This is a genomic window from Fischerella major NIES-592 (genome assembly GCF_001904645.1).
GTDB classification, from domain to species: Bacteria; Cyanobacteriota; Cyanobacteriia; order Cyanobacteriales; family Nostocaceae; genus Fischerella; species Fischerella thermalis.
This window is the reverse complement of the sequence record NZ_MRCA01000004.1, coordinates 211,718-230,211: the sequence shown is the minus strand read 5'-3', so window position 1 is coordinate 230,211 and position 18,494 is coordinate 211,718. Positions and strand designations below refer to the sequence as shown.

15 protein-coding genes are annotated in these 18,494 nt (G+C 39.8%); 9 read left to right on the top strand and 6 right to left on the bottom strand.

All coding sequences use genetic code 11. The annotated features are described in order from the left end of the window. The first annotated feature begins 613 nt into the window (after window positions 1-613). The 4 genes from hisD (at window position 614) to NIES592_RS10170 (ending at window position 5,927) form a co-directional block, all read left to right on the top strand. A complete protein-coding gene (gene hisD, locus NIES592_RS10185; protein WP_073555676.1) occupies window positions 614-1,918 on the top strand; it encodes a histidinol dehydrogenase in 1,305 nt (434 codons plus the stop codon). A gap of 198 nt (window positions 1,919-2,116) precedes the next feature. Further along, window positions 2,117-2,542, top strand: coding sequence for a universal stress protein (locus NIES592_RS10180; protein ID WP_062248236.1), 426 nt, complete (start codon window positions 2,117-2,119; stop codon window positions 2,540-2,542). Between the two features lie 591 nt (window positions 2,543-3,133). Continuing rightward, window positions 3,134-5,350: a polyphosphate kinase 1 gene (gene ppk1 / locus NIES592_RS10175; protein ID WP_073555675.1), complete on the top strand. Its 2,217-nt coding sequence runs from the start codon at window positions 3,134-3,136 to the stop codon at window positions 5,348-5,350. A 160-nt stretch (window positions 5,351-5,510) separates the two neighbouring features. Beyond that, on the top strand, window positions 5,511-5,927 hold the full coding sequence (locus NIES592_RS10170; protein WP_062248239.1) for a response regulator: 417 nt from the start codon (window positions 5,511-5,513) through the stop codon (window positions 5,925-5,927). 122 nt (window positions 5,928-6,049) lie between these two features. Here the strand turns inward: NIES592_RS10170 and NIES592_RS10165 are convergent, their stop codons facing one another. Then, on the bottom strand, window positions 6,050-6,229 hold the full coding sequence (locus NIES592_RS10165; protein WP_009456861.1) for a hypothetical protein: 180 nt from the start codon (window positions 6,227-6,229) through the stop codon (window positions 6,050-6,052). A gap of 148 nt (window positions 6,230-6,377) precedes the next feature. Here NIES592_RS10165 and NIES592_RS10160 point away from each other — a divergent pair, with 148 nt between their 5' ends. Further along, complete coding sequence (locus NIES592_RS10160) at window positions 6,378-6,926, top strand: DUF2854 domain-containing protein (RefSeq protein WP_009456859.1); 549 nt, start codon at window positions 6,378-6,380, stop codon at window positions 6,924-6,926. A 54-nt stretch (window positions 6,927-6,980) separates the two neighbouring features. On the opposite strand, the gene NIES592_RS10155 is transcribed toward NIES592_RS10160, so the two are convergent. After that, window positions 6,981-7,241: a chlororespiratory reduction protein 7 gene (locus NIES592_RS10155; protein ID WP_009456857.1), complete on the bottom strand. Its 261-nt coding sequence runs from the start codon at window positions 7,239-7,241 to the stop codon at window positions 6,981-6,983. A gap of 768 nt (window positions 7,242-8,009) precedes the next feature. Between NIES592_RS10155 and NIES592_RS10150 the strand changes: the two genes are divergently transcribed. Then, complete coding sequence (locus NIES592_RS10150) at window positions 8,010-9,038, top strand: response regulator (protein WP_073555674.1); 1,029 nt, start codon at window positions 8,010-8,012, stop codon at window positions 9,036-9,038. A gap of 283 nt (window positions 9,039-9,321) precedes the next feature. Here the strand turns inward: NIES592_RS10150 and NIES592_RS10145 are convergent, their stop codons facing one another. Together NIES592_RS10145 and NIES592_RS10140 are read right to left on the bottom strand one after the other, a co-directional pair. Next, a complete protein-coding gene (locus tag NIES592_RS10145; RefSeq protein ID WP_073555673.1) occupies window positions 9,322-10,464 on the bottom strand; it encodes a tetratricopeptide repeat protein in 1,143 nt (380 codons plus the stop codon). Between the two features lie 87 nt (window positions 10,465-10,551). After that, on the bottom strand, window positions 10,552-11,190 hold the full coding sequence (locus NIES592_RS10140; protein WP_062248248.1) for a hypothetical protein: 639 nt from the start codon (window positions 11,188-11,190) through the stop codon (window positions 10,552-10,554). A gap of 199 nt (window positions 11,191-11,389) precedes the next feature. Here NIES592_RS10140 and NIES592_RS10135 point away from each other — a divergent pair, with 199 nt between their 5' ends. Next, window positions 11,390-11,980, top strand: a complete 591-nt coding sequence (locus NIES592_RS10135) for a hypothetical protein (protein WP_009456849.1) — start codon at window positions 11,390-11,392, stop codon at window positions 11,978-11,980. Between the two features lie 138 nt (window positions 11,981-12,118). Further along, window positions 12,119-12,883 (top strand): sporulation protein, encoded by a 765-nt coding sequence (locus NIES592_RS10130; protein WP_062248251.1) that lies wholly within the window; start codon window positions 12,119-12,121, stop codon window positions 12,881-12,883. Between the two features lie 338 nt (window positions 12,884-13,221). Here the strand turns inward: NIES592_RS10130 and NIES592_RS10125 are convergent, their stop codons facing one another. Further along, entirely contained in the window at window positions 13,222-14,058 is an 837-nt protein-coding gene (locus NIES592_RS10125; protein ID WP_073555672.1) for an SWIM zinc finger family protein, read from the bottom strand. A 173-nt stretch (window positions 14,059-14,231) separates the two neighbouring features. Then, entirely contained in the window at window positions 14,232-17,546 is a 3,315-nt protein-coding gene (locus NIES592_RS10120) for a DEAD/DEAH box helicase (RefSeq protein WP_073555671.1), read from the bottom strand. Between the two features lie 157 nt (window positions 17,547-17,703). On the opposite strand from NIES592_RS10120, the gene NIES592_RS10115 reads away from it, so the two are divergent. Further along, window positions 17,704-18,285, top strand: a complete 582-nt coding sequence (locus NIES592_RS10115; protein WP_073555670.1) for a GNAT family N-acetyltransferase — start codon at window positions 17,704-17,706, stop codon at window positions 18,283-18,285. Window positions 18,286-18,494: the final 209 nt, after the last annotated feature.

Here is an 18,494-nt window from a genome sequence, read left to right as displayed (position 1 = left end):
AGTATTTATGAAAGCCTCTTTATATTTTGTTTTCACCACTAGAAATACGTTAAAATTAGGTACTCGATAAATCAGATATCTCATTCACCACCTGTTGCCAAGTGGTTGTGATCGCTTAAAATTTAACCCATCTTCAAATGATATCTATTGATAGAGGTAATAAAGTGTAAATAGCTAAAGTTCAAAGGCCGATATTTAGACATCCGATCATCTGTATCCATACAATAATGTTAGCTACTAAATTAGAAAGATAGGCAGAAAGTATACTTAGAGCCTACCTGTGCAATCAAAAGCCGACTAAAATGTGAAAACAATCTATCTCCCTAATTTGGGAATATGACAAACATGAAAAAAGTAATAATTAGCTTGCTTATCGTTGAAAATAACTAGTAAGACTTTTTTGAGTACTACTAAATTAGCCGGAAACCGACTAGAATGATCACAATTTAGTGGCCTTTGTAAAAAAGTCATATGCTACAAACCTTGAGAGTATCAAAAAAATCCAGGTTAAGCTAGAAAAGAGAGTTGGTGTTAGCTATCCTTCCCCCTGAGGGCAAGAAGCAAAACTCATTCTCAAATGGGAATATTTTAAAGTTGGCATTGTCCTTACTCCATGCTGCGAATCATTACTCAGCAGGCAGACGTCAGATCAGAATTACAAAGGATCTGCGATCGCACCAATGACGAACAGGTGCTTCATAAAGAAGCAACAGTGCGGGAAGTGTTGCAAGCGGTGAAGCGCCAAGGTGATAAAGCTGTATTACATTACACAGCAGAATTTGACCATCAAATTCTCAAGCCAGAAGAACTACGGGTTACAGGTTCAGAAATAGATGCTGCCTATCAACAGGTCTCAAAAGAACTGGTGGAAGCAATTAGATTGGCTTGTCGCCAAATCGAAGTGTTTCACCGCCAACGAGTTCCAAAAAGCTGGGTACACTTTGATGATGATGAAGTAGTTCTCGGCAAACGCTATACTCCTGTAGATCGAGCAGGAATATACGTACCTGGTGGTCGTGCCGCATACCCGAGTACGGTCTTAATGAATGCAATTCCTGCTCAGGTGGCAGGAGTGCGCCGTATTATTATGGTGACACCACCAGGAGCAAGTAAAACTATTTACCCAGCCGTATTGGTAGCTGCCCAAGAAGTGGGGTTGCAAGAAATTTATCGTGTCGGTGGAGCGCAAGCGATCGCTGCTTTAGCCTACGGTACGAAAACAATTCCTAAAGTCGATGTCATCACCGGTCCAGGTAACATTTATGTAACCCTAGCAAAAAAACTGGTTTATGGGACAGTTGGTATTGATTCTTTAGCGGGGCCAAGCGAAGTGCTGATTATTGCCGATGAAACCGCAAATCCCGTTCATGTAGCAGCAGATATGCTCGCACAAGCTGAACACGATCCAATGGCGGCGGCAATTTTATTGACGACAGATCCAGCTTTAGCTAAGAACGTACAAGTTGCTGTAGAAAGACAATTGGTAGATCATCCTAGACGCACCCTTACAGAAAAAGCACTCGCCCACTATGGCTTAATTGTAATTGTTGAATCTCTACAGGCAGCAGCCGAACTCTCAAATGAATTTGCTCCCGAACACCTAGAACTAGAAGTGGAAGATCCTTGGGAGAAAGTCCTACCATTCATTCGCCATGCTGGGGCTATTTTCTTAGGCCACTCTACACCGGAAGCAGTAGGAGATTATATTGCTGGACCCAACCATACCTTACCTACCTCTGGTGCAGCTCGCTATGCTTCGCCATTAGGAGTTGAAACTTTCCTTAAACACTCAAGTATTATTCAGTACTCACAAACTGCCTTGGAGAAAGTAGCAGGCGCAATTGATGCACTAGCAGCAGCTGAAGGCTTACCTTCTCATGCTGATTCCGTAAGACGGCGAGTTCAAAAAGAAGAATAAATCATATTGTTGGTAGTTGATGGCTTAACAAACAACAAACAACAAATAAACACTAACAATTATTAAATTTTCTCCAGACTTTTGACAAAAACCAAATTGTAGCGTCAAACTTAAACTTTAAGCCTACATTCACCTTAGTATAATCTTGAAAATCATCAATTTTAATTACAGGGGTTTGCACTTTTGGAGATACAAGCCGTGCTAAAGACTATTTTGGTAGCTCTAGATTCTTCAGGCATTGCAGAGCGAGTCATTGAAACTTTAAACGATTTAGTATTACCAAAAGACAGCAAAGTTGTCCTTTGTCATGTTTTTCCTCCCCCTGACTTAGAAATAGAATTGCCTGCCGACAAGCCTCACTCAGATTCTCCAGCTCTTTCTTATTTACAGATCGAAAAACAACTGCAATCTTACCAAGCACAGTTACCTGTGGCAAGTGAAATAGAATTAGTTACCGGCGATCCGGCAGAAGAAATCATCCGCCTTGCCAATATTTATAAAGCTGATTTAATTGTGATTGGTAGTCGGGGATTGACTGGTATGAACCGAATAGTCCAGGGTTCAGTTAGTGGTCAAGTAGTAGAAGAAGCCCATTGCTCGGTGTTTGTAGTTAAGCTTAATTGAAGATAAGGCACCTATGCCTGAAGGCAGAAGGATTAAATTTTTTGGCTGATAGCAAAAGTCATCTTGACATTACTCAATAAAAGCATGAGTCTACTTAAGTAGACTTAAGCTATGAGCCAGCTATTTATTTGAGGGCGAAATGCTGGCAATTATTGAAACTGGTACAAGTTGTCAGTTAAAACTATTAATTAAATAATTACTAAAAACATAGCTTTTAAAAAAAATTTTTTTGATAATTTGCTTGAAAATAAATGTGATTGTTAAGTATTTAAGAATCCAATATCTTAGTGCTTTCACAAAAATCACAGCAAGTGTAACAAAGCTTGGCTTTGGTATTATTACAATAGAGAAATTAAGGGAAAACCCTTAGATAACTAGCTCCAAAATCTAAAACACCAAATCTCAAAGGTGTTAGTCAAGCTCCCTTATAAAAGCGATTCGCTGAGTCTTGATTTCACTTAAATATGATTTATGATTTACTTATCCGCTCATTAAAGTAAAAAATTTGCACATAGTTGCTCAAATTGAAATACTGATGGGTTGGTACTGAGTTCAGTTGTATGGGCTAGGCTTGCCTGTGTTTAGGTGAACATGGCGAAATCTAAGAAGACCACCAATCAACAAATTAATCTTAACGATACACAATATTATTTAAATCGTGAGTTAAGCTGGCTAGAATTCAATAGCAGAGTATTGCATGAAGCTTTAGATTCGCGCACACCCCTTTTAGAACGCCTGAAGTTCTTGGCTATCTTTAGTTCTAACTTAGATGAGTTCTTCATGGTGCGTGTTGCAGTTTTAAAGCAACAAGTAGAAGCAAAAGTTAGCCAATTAAGTTTTGACGGTCGGACACCACAACAACAGTTGGATGATATCAGTTTTGTTTTACGTCCTTTAGTAGCCCAACAGCATCAACATTTTGAGCAAGTATTAAGACCTCTTTTAGCCAATCACAACATCCATATTTTGGACTATATAGATTTGACTGAAAAACAGCGTAAATATTTAGACAATTATTTTGAAGAACAAATCTTTCCTGTTATCACTCCTCTTGCTGTTGACCCTAGCCATCCTTTCCCCTACATTTCTAATCTCAGTTTAAATTTAGCAGTTGTAGTTAAAAATCCAGAAACAGAAGAAGAATTTTTTGCCAGAGTTAAAGTTCCGAAAGTTCTGCCGCGATTTTTACCTTTACCCCCAGAGTTGGGAATTCAACGGCATGGTAAACCCGCTTTATGGACTGGTGTACCCTTGGAACAGGCGATCGCTCACAATTTAGAGTCGCTTTTTCCAGGGATGAATATTCAGGAGTATCATCCCTTCCGGATTACTCGTGATGCTGATTTAGAACTAGAAGAAGATGAAGCCGACGATTTGCTACTTTTAATTGAGCAAGAACTGCGAAAACGGCGAGTCGGTGGTACTCCTGTTCGACTAGAAATTCAATCCCAAACTCCTGATGTCATACGCAACCGACTATTGCAAGATTTAGAGTTAACTGAAAGCGATGTTTATGAAGTAGATGGTCTTTTGGGACTACACGACTTAATGTATTTTATGTCTTTGAGCGTCCCAGCAGAACTAAAAGATCCTCCTTGGCAGTCTGTTGTACCCCCTCGGCTGCAACGCATTCGCGAAGTTAATCCCAGTTCCGAGGTGTTAGAAATAGAAGAAGGCAGAGACTTTTTTGCTGTGATTCGGGAACGAGATTTACTGGTACACCATCCCTATCAATCTTTTACAGCATCAGTAGTGCGCTTTATTACCAGTGCTGCCCATGACCCGAATGTCTTAGCAATTAAAATGACTCTCTACCGTACTTCTGGTGATTCACCAATAATTAATGCCTTAATTGCTGCTGCTGAAAATGGCAAGCAAGTATCTGTATTGGTAGAACTGAAAGCACGGTTTGATGAAGAGAATAATATATTTTGGGCTAAGCGTTTAGAAAGCGTCGGAGTTCACGTTGTTTACGGTCTAGTCGGTTTGAAAACCCACTCTAAAATTGTCATGGTTGTACGGCGCGAACAAGACCGTATTCGTCGCTATGTTCATATTGGTACTGGCAATTACAACCCCAAAACAGCACGATTATATACAGATTTGGGATTGTTTACCTGTCAAGAAGACTTGGGAGCAGATGTTACAGATGTATTTAATTTCTTGACTGGATACTCACGACAAAAGTCTTACCGCCAATTATTAGTGGCGCCTGTAAATTTACGCGATCGCTTTGTTGGACTGATCGAAAGAGAAATCGAAAATGCCCAAAAAGGCTTTTCCGGGCGTATCGTTGCCAAAATGAACTCTCTGGTCGATCCACAAATCATTTCTGAACTTTATAAAGCTTCCCGCGCAGGTGTACAAATCGACTTAATTGTCAGGGGTATTTGCTGCTTACGTCCTGGACTTAAAGATATCAGCGAAAATATTCGCGTTATTAGTATTGTGGGTCGATTTTTAGAACACTCCCGGATTTTTTATTTCTACAATAACGGTGAAGAAGAAATTTATATTGGCAGTGCCGACTGGATGCCCCGCAACCTGGATCGACGAGTGGAAGTAGTTACTCCTATATTGGATCCAGATATTGCTAAAGATTTGCAAGAAATCTTGGGTATTATGTTGGCAGATAACCGCCAAGCTTGGGAATTACAGCCAGATGGTAGCTACATTCAACGTCGTCCTGGTGAAGATTGTCCTGAGGCTAGTTCGCAAAAAATTCTCATGTCTATGGCTTTAAACCCACCAGCGATCGCCTCAAACTTGATGAATTCAAGAAAGAGTTATGTGTATCCTGACAAGTAGTTCAATACCTCTGTTGAAAAAATTTAATATTACTAAATCTTCATACTTTTTAAATCTTGTCAAAAGATTGAATTTATTCAACCATAGGATAGAGTTAGTTCCAGTAGTTATTCCCATAAACTATAAAGGCTGTTATGCATTAACCTTATAGTTTGCTTGGATGTTAATGTTGTCTTGTGAGTCTCATAGCTTGCGCGTTCTAGTGGTTGATGACCACGAACTAACACGCTTAACTTTGCAATTAATATTTTCTGGTCAAGAAAATATTCAAGTTGTAGGTTTAGCCTGTAATGGTCAGGAAGCCATAGAAATGGTTAAACGCCACAAGCCTAATGTGATTGTTCTGGACTTGCAAATGCCAGTTAAGGATGGGTGGATTGCGTCTGGTGAGATTAAAGCTATTGATCCTAGCACTCAGATTATTGCTTACTCATCGGTGGATGACTCTAAACTTATCGAAGGAAAGGCAAGAGCTTGTTTAGATGCTGTTTGTAAAAAAGATGTGCCGACCACAGAACTAGTTTCCTTGGTAAGGCAATTAGGTCAAAGGACGATTAATGGTACTTTTGCTGGATAAACAAATACAAATGCTGATTTGGGAGTTTGGATATTTGAAAGAAATGGAGAAGTTGTCGATAGAACCAGAATCAAAGGTTGCTATCGACATAGGTTTTATTGCTGTAGCTTAGTTTAGCTTAATCAGATGTCTGTTTCCGGAAAGGTGCGTCTATATTCATCTATTAACTCATCCATTTCTTCCAAAGCTTGATTTACGTCTATTCTTAAAGTCCCCAAGTTTGGTTGCTCCAGTAAGCTGAGTAAGTACTCACGCTTGCTTTGAATTTGAGCAATTTTTTCTTTGATAGTTTGTGGATCCATAATTTTGGATTTCCGTCTTAAATAATATGTTCAAATTCAAAGTTAACTCAAAACAATAGAGACTTTTATCTATCCTCTTCCCTAATCTGTAGGCGATCGCCGATGATAAGAAAAACCGGTGCAAAGAAAAACTATTAAAAATTAAGTCATGTTACGCCAAGTTTCTCTGGGAACCCTGGGTTTAACCATCGGTGGTATCTTAACCATCATCGGCTTCATTGCCTACGCAAACGATAATGCTACTCTCAATCTGGTTGGATTTTTTTACGGGATTCCACTAGTGCTAGGAGGGTTGGCACTTAAAGCTAATGAACTCAAACCCGTACCCTTCAGTCAAGCTACTGCGCCTACAGTTTTAGCACTGCGCCAGCAGCAAGCAACTCCCACTCAAAATAAAATTCGTAAAGACCTGACTCGTTATTCCTACGGGCAAAACGCTCATTTTGATCGTGCTTTGTCCTACTTGGGTTTAACTTCTTCAGATGGAGAACTACCACTGATTACAGGGTTACGAGAAGAAGATATCAACGGAAATTATGCCTTGATTTTAGAATTTGATTCCTCAGCAATCCCAATTGAGATCTGGCAACAAAAACAGGAGAAAATGGTCAGTTATTTTGGTCCTGGAGTCAACGTCGAAGTCACACAGTCAGGAGAAAATATAATTGAGCTAACATTGATCGCGGCTACAAAATAGTCCAATGTGAATAGTCAATAGTCCATTGTTTTGACAATTGACTATTGACTAAATTTATTTCTCTAAGCGTACTGCGTACCATTGTAAATATTGCCCGGGGCCAACATCCAATTCACAACTGGTATCAAGCAAATATTTCGCTCTTGATTCGAGCGAATCCAAAGAACGTATATCAGGAGGTAAATCTTGAGGATTGAGTTTTTGGAGAATATCTGTCAATTTTTCTAATAATTCTGATGCTGTCAAAAACTGTTCCTCTTGATTTGTCTCTAAAACAACAAAATGATCTTGCTGGTACATTAATGAATCTGGCATAAAAGATACTCCATAAATTTCCATAAGATGGGTGTTAAGTAGAAACAACGAAAGCTTTTCACCTATTTTTTGCTGTCTTATCCTTATTTTTATTTATAACTTTACCTATTTATATTTTTTAGATGTTAGTTAAGTAAACTTACCAAATAATTACTATGATTGGCACAAAATTAAATTTATCCGTTTTGACTCCATAGTTATAAATTGTACATTTACGACATACTTACGCAATCAGCCACTTTTTGTCCTAATACAGTTGGTGTTTAAACACACTGCGTAACCTTAAACTGCGAATATACATTTGAAGTTTTCAAAAAAATAGTAATTGCTTGTTTGTAGTTGGGAAATATAAATAGTAACATTTCCCTACCTTGCAAGTGCATGGTAGGACAAAAAGGTACAAACTACCTTTGCTTTCTAGACAGGTTAATCTATGCAAACCATCGGTCTACCACCACCAGATTTACAGACAGCAAGGAGCAATACCACTTCTTACAGAGGTAGCACTGATGTCATTGTGTTGCTGTGCCATCGATACATTAGTCCACACTCACTCATACAAAAAACAAATGACGCTACATGTTGTTTACTTTTACACAAACCAATTCCACGGGAAATGATTGAGTTGGTTCACAAAATCTGTGTTCAACCAGCAGTTAAGAAGGCTTTTTACAATAAAAAACATCAAAATCAACAATTTATCAGCATTAGCATAAATATATTGCCTTTTTCATCGTTTAAGCTTTTATTTCCTATAAAATTCAACTCATGTTAGGGATAAGCTCATTTAATTCTATTTCCAATAAACCCCCTCTGATTCTCGTAGCTGATGATGATACAACCATGCGAATGCTGTTGCGTGAAGCTATGGAACAAGAAGGCTACCGAGTAGTCGAAGTCAGTAATGGTAAAGAGTGTTTAGATGCTTATACTGCCGTCAAGCCTGATTTAATTTTGTTAGATGTGGTCATGCCAACAATGGATGGCTTTACCTGTTGTCAGGAATTAATGCAAATTGCCAAGAAAAATTTAGTGCTAGCACTTGGTTCTCTTGACGTCTCCGGTTTTGGCAATAGCTTGATTTCTACATTTTGGGCCCGTACTCCTATACTGATGATTACAGGATTAGATGATCCTGATTCAGTAGACCGTGCTTTTGAGGCTGGAGCTAGTGATTTTGTCACTAAACCCATTCACTGGGCAGTATTGCGGCGACGGGTAAGAAAGCTATTACAACAAGGACAGGTATATAAACAGTTAGAAGCAGCCAATCAAGCTTTGCAGCAACTTGCTAACGAAGATGGCTTAACTGGACTAGCTAATCGCCGTCGCTTTGATCAATATTTCAATTCTCAGTGGTTGGAGTTAGCACAGCAGCGATCGCCAATCTCATTAATCTTATGTGATATCGATTTTTTTAAACTCTACAACGATAAATATGGTCATCCCGCTGGGGATATCTGTTTGCAAAAGGTGGCTAATGTCTTAAAAGACACAGCCCAAAAATATCAGGACTTAGTTGCACGTTATGGAGGTGAAGAATTTGCTGTGATTTTGCCTCACACTCATGATAGGGGTGCAGTTCACGTCGCAGCAGCAATGCAGGCTGGAGTGAGAGAATTAGAAATCGTTCACTCTGGATCTACTGTTAGTCAGTTTGTAACTCTCAGTTTAGGAATCGCTACAGTTATTCCCAATTTTGAAACTTCGCCCTTAGCTTTAATTGAAGCAGCTGATAAGGCACTTTATCAAGCAAAAGCAGAGGGACGCAACCGTATTATTATTAAGCATATTTAAAAATTACAAAATTAAAAAATTAAATATATTTAATCAACTATTTCCAAGTAAGTCCTAAAGGTGAAAGGGTAAGGAATAGAAAGAACATTCCTTATCCTTTTTCCTTTAACCCAATACGGTTGGTTACTCTTTGTGTCTTAGTGTCTTGGTGGTTTCAAGATTATCTTTTTCACCACAAAGACACTAAGACACCAAGACAAATCTTCACAGGGGTAGATCAAAACGTTAACTGAACCGTATTGCCCTTTAACGAAGAAGTTATTGATGCTTACCCTACGATAATTTAATTCTTTTTTCTGCTTGTTTTGGTCAAGTTAGCTTTCCGCATCATTTGAGTGAGTCGGTCTAGTAATCGCACTTCTTGCTTACTGTCTTCTAATATCTTTGCTACCGTAATCGCCCTTTCATAAAAGTTACGGGCTGTTGGGAGATTACCTAGTTGCTCATATAACTGAGCGTAGGACTCAAAAGATTTTAATTCTTCTCGCCGATTTTGTAATTCTTGAGCTAATATTAATCGCTGCTGTAGCAAGTCAAAGGCGCGTTCATAGCGTCCCACGGAACTGTGAGCAGTAACTAGACCATCAATTGCTCGTAATTGGTTAACGCGATCGCCACTATACTTAGCAATTCGCAGTGCAGATCCATAAGTCCCGATAGTACCTTGATAATCTCCTGCTTCTAGGTAAGCATCACCTAAATTATTGAGGGTATTAGCCTCACCAATGGGATCACGAACCTGACGGCGGAAACTTAAAGCATTCTCGTAGAGTTTGATGGCTTTGTTGTAATTTCCTAACCTTGCATTCGCTAGTCCCAAATTACTTAAAGACAGTCCTTGACCTTCGATATTTTTAACGTGGCGGGCAATTTCCACAGCTTCGGCAAAAGTTTGTAAACTTGCAGCGGGTTCCCCTTGTTGCAACAATAATGTACCAATATTATTCAGGGCGAAAATTTGGCTTTGAAAGTCATGGGTATCACGAGCGATCGCTAAGCGTCGGCGTATGGCGTTTTCTGCTTCTTTGTAACGACCTAACTGGACATAACCTCTACCAAGGTAATCATAAATTAAACCTTGAGCGTTGAGATCACCAAGGGAGTGATAAATTTCTAGTGCTTGTAACCAAGACTCAATTGCTTTGTCAGACTTGCCAGAGGTGTGTTGCTGCTGACCGATTCGCAGCAAAGTATCTGCTTGGTCTGTGGATTGTCGCACTACAGATTTATCTATCTGACGGTGGAGTTGTTCGGTAATATCCGCAGCATTCGCCGCTATGGGATGAAATATAAAACTAGCAACTAAAAAGGGCAAGGGGGAAAGGGGAAGGAGTTTATTAGCTTTACCCTTTAAACTCTTTTTTCCCTGCTTGAATCTATAAATGAAAATTTGGTTAATTTTTAGTATCAAACACCATTGTTTCATAAACTTTGCCCGTGGAATTGCGGCTTTATGCAGAATGTTTCGTATGTTTATTTACTAGTATTACCAAACACATGTAATTATGTATTTTTACGCAATCGCAGGTGGCAGTAAATTTTCACCTAAGTAGATAGCGCGAATATCTGTTGGTAATTTTTCCTCTAGCATACGATAACCTTCCTGGAGAAAATTGGCTACTTCGCTGGGAGTGATCGCTTCTCCTTCAGCTTGTAGATAAGCGGCAATTCTCGTTTCGCTCCAGTGAAAGGTTTGAGCCATTAACACCATCAAGCGTAAAATTGGCGTCATTTGCTCTAGGGCTTGTTCTACATAACACCACAATGGTACAGAGGTTGCTTTGAGAGAATAATGAATTGCTTCAGTAGGAGGAAGTTCAATCTCGTTGATGCAGTAAGCAGTCTGATCAATGAGCCAATTTTGTAAGGTCAGACTTTCCTTACCAGGTTGAGTGCTACTAAGATTAAGTCCACCCAATTCATAGTAGATATGTCGCCAAGTCAAGGCAAATAAATAATCTGCTTGTACAGGCGATCGCGCTGAATGGCGAATTACTGTATAAACTATAGGGCTATAACGGCAAAAAATAGCTGTAAAGTACCTCCCTGACTCTGGGTGCTGCTGAAACAACCTCACGAGTTCTAGGTCAGTGTGATGGAACAGTGACTTAACCAAGGGATGATTAGCTTCAGGAAAATGAGGAATTTGCACAGTCTGATTCTGCTTATGTTGTTAGAATTAACTTGGCGATCGCAATCTCTGTATTAATCAAATAGTCTATTGGTGTCAGTCTGATTAGACTTCACACCAAGACGAATTAGCACTTGATACACTAGAAATAAAGACTTCATTTCAGTCATAATCTACAAAACAAAAGCGGCTCCCTTATATATAATTCCCGATTCTGTTCATGTTTATAGCAAGTGTGACATCATTCTTGGTTAATCCTTATACTTTTGCCTCCTTTTTACCTTCTATACCATTAGATAGCCTTTTTTCTACCCAAGGCATAATGGTAATGCTACTAGCAGCCTATGCTGGGGCTATGTGGATGTTCCTCACCAGCGCGCCAAAGGTGTACACAGTTATGGTGTCAGATTTGGAAATTGCGCGACAGTTATACGAAGGACTTCTAGATTTACCAGCAGCAGAAGTACCACTACACTACTATTACAACTATGAACAAACCATAGGTGCAACAGGAGTTGATCCGCTTTACTTAGGGAGCAGTCCTTCCTTTTCTAACAAAATGACGAATGCAAGTGAAGGACTGTGGTATCAACTTAAGAAAAATACTCAGTTGCATGTAATTACGGGAGCTAGTTTAGGTAGCAAAAATCAACAACGTCACGTGTGCTTCGATCATGAATGCATGGAAATGATTTTAATGCGAGTAGAAGTGCGAGGGTTGAAATTCAAAATTCGCAGCAGAAAACCTTTAAATTTTTTGGTTAAGGACTATGAAGGGCGAATTATTGAAATGGCAGAAGTCGCAAATTAGGTAAAAATTTTTTCACAATTTCTTTTTTCGGAAAATTGACAGCTTGCTTGTGTAGTTCCAACACAAGGGTGTCATATATGACACTCTCATACTAGCCGAACTAAAATAGAGCAAATCTACAGGAGTAAGCAGGAAAGAATGTTTAAAAAAATGTTGGCAAGCGTTGGTATTGGCTCTGCCAAAGTTGATACACGTATTTTTAACGCTGCTGTGATCCCCGGTGATACATTGGAAGGAGAAGTCCACATTACTGGTGGTGATGTAGCTCAGGATATCAGTGATATTTATTTGAAACTTGCCACTGAGTATGAGCGGGAAGTCGATGATTCTACCATTCATGAAGAGTGTATAATGGTCGATTACCGCTTATTAGAACGGTTAACTGTTCAACCGAAACAAGAAATTGTAGTGCCGTTTGCCCTAGAGTTACCCTACGAGATACCCTTAACTATAGGCAGAACACCAGTATATATCCGTACAGGCTTGGATATTAAGACTGCGATCAACCCCAGAGATAGAGATGTTTTAGAAGTTAAACCTCATCCACTGATGCAACGAGTATTTGTAGCAGTAGAAAGATTAGGTTTTCACCTGCATAAAGTGGATTGTGAATATACCCATTCTTTTGGTGGTTCTTATCCATTTGTACAAGAATTTGAGTTCAAACCCAGTGGAGAATACAGAAATTATCTTGATGAGTTAGAAATCATTTTCCGTTTACACCCAGGGGAGTTAGAAGTTTTGCTGGAGATTGATAAACGGGCCCGTGGTTTTGCAGGTTGGTTAGACGAAGCTTTTGATTTAGATGATCGCTATGCACGCTTTTATCTAACAGAATCAGATTTAGATGAGGTGGATGTAGAGGCGATGATTGATGACATCATTCGCAGTCATATTCATTAATTTTGCTTTTGTCCTATGCACGCCTAGAACTTTAGTTCTAGGCTGATAGCAAAAGTCATCTCAAGATGACTGAGTATTGGATGAGTCTACTTTAGTAGAGTTGAGCTATGAGTCAAGAAATTTATTTCTTGGTGGTCAAAAATTAGGTGCAAGATATGAAATCAGGTTTTTTGGTAATTGCCTAGTTGATTTTTATTAACGAACACAGATGCACACAGATGAACACTGATAATCTATCTGTGTACCCTACCTTCAGCCTATGAGCGCGTCTACGATTTGAAAAACATGATTGTTGCGATAGTTTGAATTCAGATTAGGCGTGATTTTGGACTGCTATGTTAATTTCCACCTACGTTCATCGCTGCTAGCATAGCTTTTTGGCTGACATCTTTATAAACAGTATCTAAATATTTCATTACTAGATCCGCAGCAGTTAAACTGGCGAGATTTTCCTCTTCTTTAGCAAGGGGAATTGACCCCAATACGTCTAAAACTGTTTCACTATTAGATGGTGCAATCACTACTAAAGAAGATTCTAATGGCTCATGATATTGCCAAAAAGATTCTAGATTTAAAGAATATTGATTTTGAGCAACTGAGTCTTGGTCTGCTTGTGTTTGGTCAGTCGTAACTTCAATATTAGTACTACGTAACTGACGTAAATTACTAATAATTTGCTCTTTGGTACGTCCCCGCAATTGAAAGAGTACGAAAGGATCTTCACTAAAGCGATCGCCTAACTGATAGTAAACTGCTGCAATATGTTTGCAGGGATTTGCTTTATCAGGACAAGTACATCTACTGTGAACATCGGATAAAGTAAAAGGAAATAGAGAAAGACCATTGGCAGTAAAAACTTCTTCTATATTTTGTGGCATTTCTCCTGCTAAAAGTTTTGCCGCAAAAATTGCTTTTTGAGACATTGTTTCTACTACGTAACCCCACTCTTCATCACTAAAAGAGTCAAGGGAAAGAGAAACTTTATAAGGTTCCGGTTCACTACCCTGTACCTTGGCTAATACCTTTGCACCCTGAAACTCAATGCTGAGAACATTACCTTGACGTGCATAATTTCTACCGCGTTCCAAACGCTTTTTAAAGCGATAGGAATCTAATAATTCTAGCCACCTTTGTGACCACCATTCTCGGCTAGCTTGTAATGTGTAATTAGTCATTTGTCAATAGTCGATTGTCATTGGTTAGTAGTTAGTAGTTAGTGGTTAGTGGCTAGAGACGCGAGGAACATCGCGTCTGTACAATAGTGGTTAGTGGTTAGTGGTTAGTGGTTGATTATTTACTACTCCTCACACCCCTCACACCCCTCACACTTCCCCATCTCCCCATTCCCTCACTCTTCCTCTTCTTCAATTACTGCACTGCGATCTAGTAGCAATAAATTGCGGAGTTGGTTTGTATCGAGTTCAGTTAACCACTCTTCACCCGCGCCAACAACTTGTTCAGCTAGTTGCTTTTTACTTTCAATCATGTCATGAATTTTCTCTTCTAAAGTACCAGTACAAACAAATTTATGCACCTGGACATTACGGGTTTGACCAATACGAAATACTCGGTCTGTGGCTTGATTCTCGACTGCTGGATTCCACCAACGGTCGAAGTGGAAGACGTGATTTGCACGGGTTAAATTTAATCCTACACCACCTGCTTTGAGTGACAAAATCATAATTGGTGGCCCTTGGGGATCGTGTTGGAAACGGTCGATCATTTCCTCACGTTGTTTTTTGCTGGTACTACCATACAAAAAGAATATTTCTCTTCCTAGTTGTTGTTCTAAATAGGGTTTGAGTAGTTTACCCCACTCGGCAAATTGGGTGAAAATTAAAGCGCGATCGCCTTCTGATAAAACTTCTTCTAACATTTCTTGTAACCGCAATAGTTTTCCTGATAAATGCGGTTCTGAAAGAGTAGTTTTTTTCAAATATTGCGCTGGATGATTGCAGACTTGTTTTAGCTTGACGAGTAAAGCTAAAATCATGCCTCGACGTTGCATTCCTTCGGCTGTTTCAATTTCAGCCAATGATTCTTCTACAACTTTTTGATAAAGTTCAGCTTGTTCCAAACTCAAACCACAAAATACATTCATTTCCTGCTTTTCTGGCAAGTCTTGAATAATTTCTCGGTCAGTTTTTAAACGACGCAAAATAAACGGTTGCACTAATGAACGCAATTGATTCAATGAAGAAGTATCCCCATATTTTTCAATTGGCATAGCAAAGCGTCGTTGGAAGAACTGCTTATTTCCTAAGTACCCTGGATTGAGAAAATCCAAAATTGACCAGAGTTCTTGTAGTCTATTTTCTACGGGTGTCCCTGTCAAAGCAATTCGATAGTTTGCCTCTAACTGACGCACTGCTTGAGATTGTTTTGCCTCTGCATTTTTGATATTTTGGGCTTCATCTAAAACAATCCCTTGCCAAGCAACACCCTGTAATGACTTTAAATCTCGGTGAATCAGCGCATAACTAGTAATTACTAAATCATGCTTATTTGCTACTTCTACAAATGCCTTACCTTTAGGACGTTTGTCACCGTGATATTGCAAAACCTTCAGAGTCGGGGCAAATTTTTTAACTTCTCTTTCCCAGTTTCCTAATACCGAGGTTGGGCAAACTAAAAGTGTTGGTTTTTCTAATGCATCCTGCTCTTTGAGATGTAGTAAAAAGGCAATAAATTGCACTGTTTTTCCTAATCCCATGTCGTCCGCGAGACATGCACCCAAACCCCAACGTTCTAGAAATGCCAACCAAGCGACACCACGCTGTTGGTAAGGGCGTAGCTGTCCTTGAAAAGTGGCGGGTGTGGGTAGGGGTTCTACTGCTTTGTTATTTGTCAGGGTAGTAATTAACTCTTGTAATGCGCCTGATGCTTCAAAGCTAACTACTGGTAATTTTTCAATTGTCTGGGTATCCCCCGTACTCAGGCGCAAAGCATCTTCCAAAGAAAGAGCCATTTGCTCTTTGCGAGAAGCAAAGAAAGCTTGTGCTGTTTTTATATCTTGGGGACGTAATTCTACCCACTCACCGTTAATTTCGACAAGGGGACTGTTCAATGCCACGAGTCTATCAAATTCCTGCTTGGAAAGAGTCTGTCCACCGATCGCTAATTGCCACTGAAAATTTAACAAACTTTGTAAACCGAAGCGTCCCTGCTTTTGATTTGGTGTTTGGGCGGTGATTTTCAAACCCAGACGATTTGCCCATCCTTCTCGATTTGCTAAACTCGCGGGTAAAATCACACCTAAACCATTATCCTCAAGCCGCGCCTTTACCGATTTAATAAATTCGTATGCTTGCAAGGGGTGAAGGCGGCAAAATTGGGGATAACTATTTTCCAGACTGGGTGAGAGCGTTGGATATAAGCGCGATGCTAATCCCAATCCACGTAAAAATGTTTCTTGTGGTTGTTTGATGGTACGACCACGATAAACAAAGCTTTCAACTGGATGCTGCCATATCGTCTCTGCGTCCACTAAAAATTCTGGATCATCTGGTGCTTGCAAAAAATAAGCCAAAGTCCAATCTGTTTCACCTGATTCTGGTGGACGCAAGACAAAACAGGTACGAAACAGATTTTTTCCTGCTAGTTGGTATTGTAGCGGCATAGTCCAAGCTTTCAGTGCCGCTTCTAGTCGTTCTAAACCCATTGGTTCGGCGTTGACAGTATCTGACGCACCTGTAAGAGACTGCAACCACTGTCGCACCGCACCTGGTAAAGACGCCATAACTCTCGCTTCTAGCACAGGTTGGGAACCAAACATTTCTCTGACTTGGGCATCAATTGTACTGTTGAGAAATCCCAATAATAATTCTTGTGGTTCCACAGGGAAGTCTATTGAAATGGAGTGGTGGGGTGATGGAGTGTAGACGTGCAAGCGGCTTCCCGTAGGGTAGGGGTGATTTTTCTCCCCATCTCCCAACCTCCCAATCTCTCCACCTCCTTGGTATGTCCTACAGGCTAGGGGCATTTGTTGGGAAAATTTTTCTAAGCGAGTTCCATCCAAGGCGCTATCTAAAAGTGCTTGCCACTTGGCTGTGAAAGAACCATCTGCTTGGCGTTCCAGAGTAGGCAGAAATTTACATCTTGAGATTAAATCTAAACTCCAACGGGCGATATGGGACCAAAATCTTAAATCTCCTCCGACAAAATCATCTTCGCTGTTGCCAATACTCAAGGGTAAAGCAGTTAGAAACTTAATTGCTTCTGTAGGATTGAGACAAAAGCCCTCTACTTTCCAAGGGTGTAGGTACTGGTAAGATGTTTTTTCTAAACTTAATGCTGCTGAATGTACTGGGTGAATCAATGTTGTTCCCTTAGTTTCACCTGCTGCAAAATCAGTGGGTAGAGCAATAGTTATTTGCGAGGAGGTTGGCAAAGTTTTTGTAGCAGTAGTTGTCGCTTGACGCCGCTTTGTTCGCCCAGATGCGATTGATTGCATCTCGACATGCTGTGTTGAATTAGGGATTGTAATATTACGAGAACTTAGCCACTCGCTTAGTTCGGCTGGTGCGATCGCATAAGGTAATGGTGGTATTTCTGTCAATGGATTTGGCTCGATATTTGTCCCTAGCGATCGCCAAGTCTCTCCCCAAATAAATAAATAGTTACCCTGATTTTGTAGTAACCAACTACCGTGTAAAATTGCCATTTGCCCACTAATTTAGATTTTCGCAAAAATAAAACCTTGAATTTGCTTATTTTCTACTTTGTGAATTCCTTTATTTTTAAAAATTAAATACACATTGTTAATAATAATTAAATTTAATTAAATACTAGAAAGTAATATTAATCAAGTTTTAGGAAAGATGCAGTTACCCCTTTATAAAATTTTAAAAAATGGCATCAAAGTAGAGTTAGATTACATGCATCCAGAGGAACAAGAAGAGGTAAGGAAATTACTGAATTTTGTGATTTTAGAAGGACAAACCTATCCCCAAAAACAACCCCTCTCAGCATCAGAATTTGCAGCTTACTGGTTAACTCAGGATGCTTTTGTAGTCAGGACTGCTGCTGAATCTGCTACACACCAAGCCAAGGAAATACTGGGAGCATTTTATCTCAGACCAAACTTTCCAGGTCGATGTAGCCATATTTGCAACGCTGGTTTTATTGTACAACCTGGCAAGCGGGGTCTCGGAATCGGGCGGTTCATGGGAGAGGCGATGCTCTCAATTGCTGCTAGTCTCGGCTACGAGGGGGTAGTGTTCAATTTAGTCTTTGCTACTAATATAGCTTCGATTCAATTATGGAAATCACTGGGATTCCAGATTATTGGGCAGATTCCGGTGGCGGTAAAACTAGATGTACAGCAAGTGGATGCGTTGATTATGTATAGGGGATTAAGAAATCGAGGATCGGACATTGGGCATAAACTCAGTGAACAGTGACCAGTTTAATTTGATGACTGATTATTTGTCTCCCTTGTCCCCTTTGTCCCCCTTGTCCTCCGTGTCCACGCCGCGTGCTACAACGCGGGAGACCCGCGCAACGCATTGGCTCCCCTTGTCCTCCTTGTCCTCGATCCGTTTTGTAACGAAATTGTTTATCATTAATTCTGTATACTGCTCAAGCCAGTATTAGATCATAAATGTTAGGA

What these genes read in the sequence shown, in the direction of transcription:
- NIES592_RS10130 (WP_062248251.1), top strand. Translation starts at nt 12,119, where the DNA reads ATGTTTAAAAAAATGTTGGCAAGCGTTGGTATTGGCTCTGCCAAAGTT.
- NIES592_RS10150 (WP_073555674.1), top strand. Translation starts at nt 8,010, where the DNA reads ATGTTAGGGATAAGCTCATTTAATTCTATTTCCAATAAACCCCCTCTG.
- NIES592_RS10115 (WP_073555670.1), top strand. Translation starts at nt 17,704, where the DNA reads ATGCAGTTACCCCTTTATAAAATTTTAAAAAATGGCATCAAAGTAGAG.
- NIES592_RS10160 (WP_009456859.1), top strand. Translation starts at nt 6,378, where the DNA reads ATGTTACGCCAAGTTTCTCTGGGAACCCTGGGTTTAACCATCGGTGGT.
- hisD (WP_073555676.1), top strand. Translation starts at nt 614, where the DNA reads ATGCTGCGAATCATTACTCAGCAGGCAGACGTCAGATCAGAATTACAA.
- NIES592_RS10120 (WP_073555671.1), bottom strand. Translation starts at nt 17,546, where the DNA reads ATGGCAATTTTACACGGTAGTTGGTTACTACAAAATCAGGGTAACTAT.
- NIES592_RS10145 (WP_073555673.1), bottom strand. Translation starts at nt 10,464, where the DNA reads ATGAAACAATGGTGTTTGATACTAAAAATTAACCAAATTTTCATTTAT.
- NIES592_RS10125 (WP_073555672.1), bottom strand. Translation starts at nt 14,058, where the DNA reads ATGACTAATTACACATTACAAGCTAGCCGAGAATGGTGGTCACAAAGG.
- NIES592_RS10165 (WP_009456861.1), bottom strand. Translation starts at nt 6,229, where the DNA reads ATGGATCCACAAACTATCAAAGAAAAAATTGCTCAAATTCAAAGCAAG.
- NIES592_RS10155 (WP_009456857.1), bottom strand. Translation starts at nt 7,241, where the DNA reads ATGCCAGATTCATTAATGTACCAGCAAGATCATTTTGTTGTTTTAGAG.
- NIES592_RS10135 (WP_009456849.1), top strand. Translation starts at nt 11,390, where the DNA reads ATGTTTATAGCAAGTGTGACATCATTCTTGGTTAATCCTTATACTTTT.
- ppk1 (WP_073555675.1), top strand. Translation starts at nt 3,134, where the DNA reads ATGGCGAAATCTAAGAAGACCACCAATCAACAAATTAATCTTAACGAT.
- NIES592_RS10170 (WP_062248239.1), top strand. Translation starts at nt 5,511, where the DNA reads ATGTTAATGTTGTCTTGTGAGTCTCATAGCTTGCGCGTTCTAGTGGTT.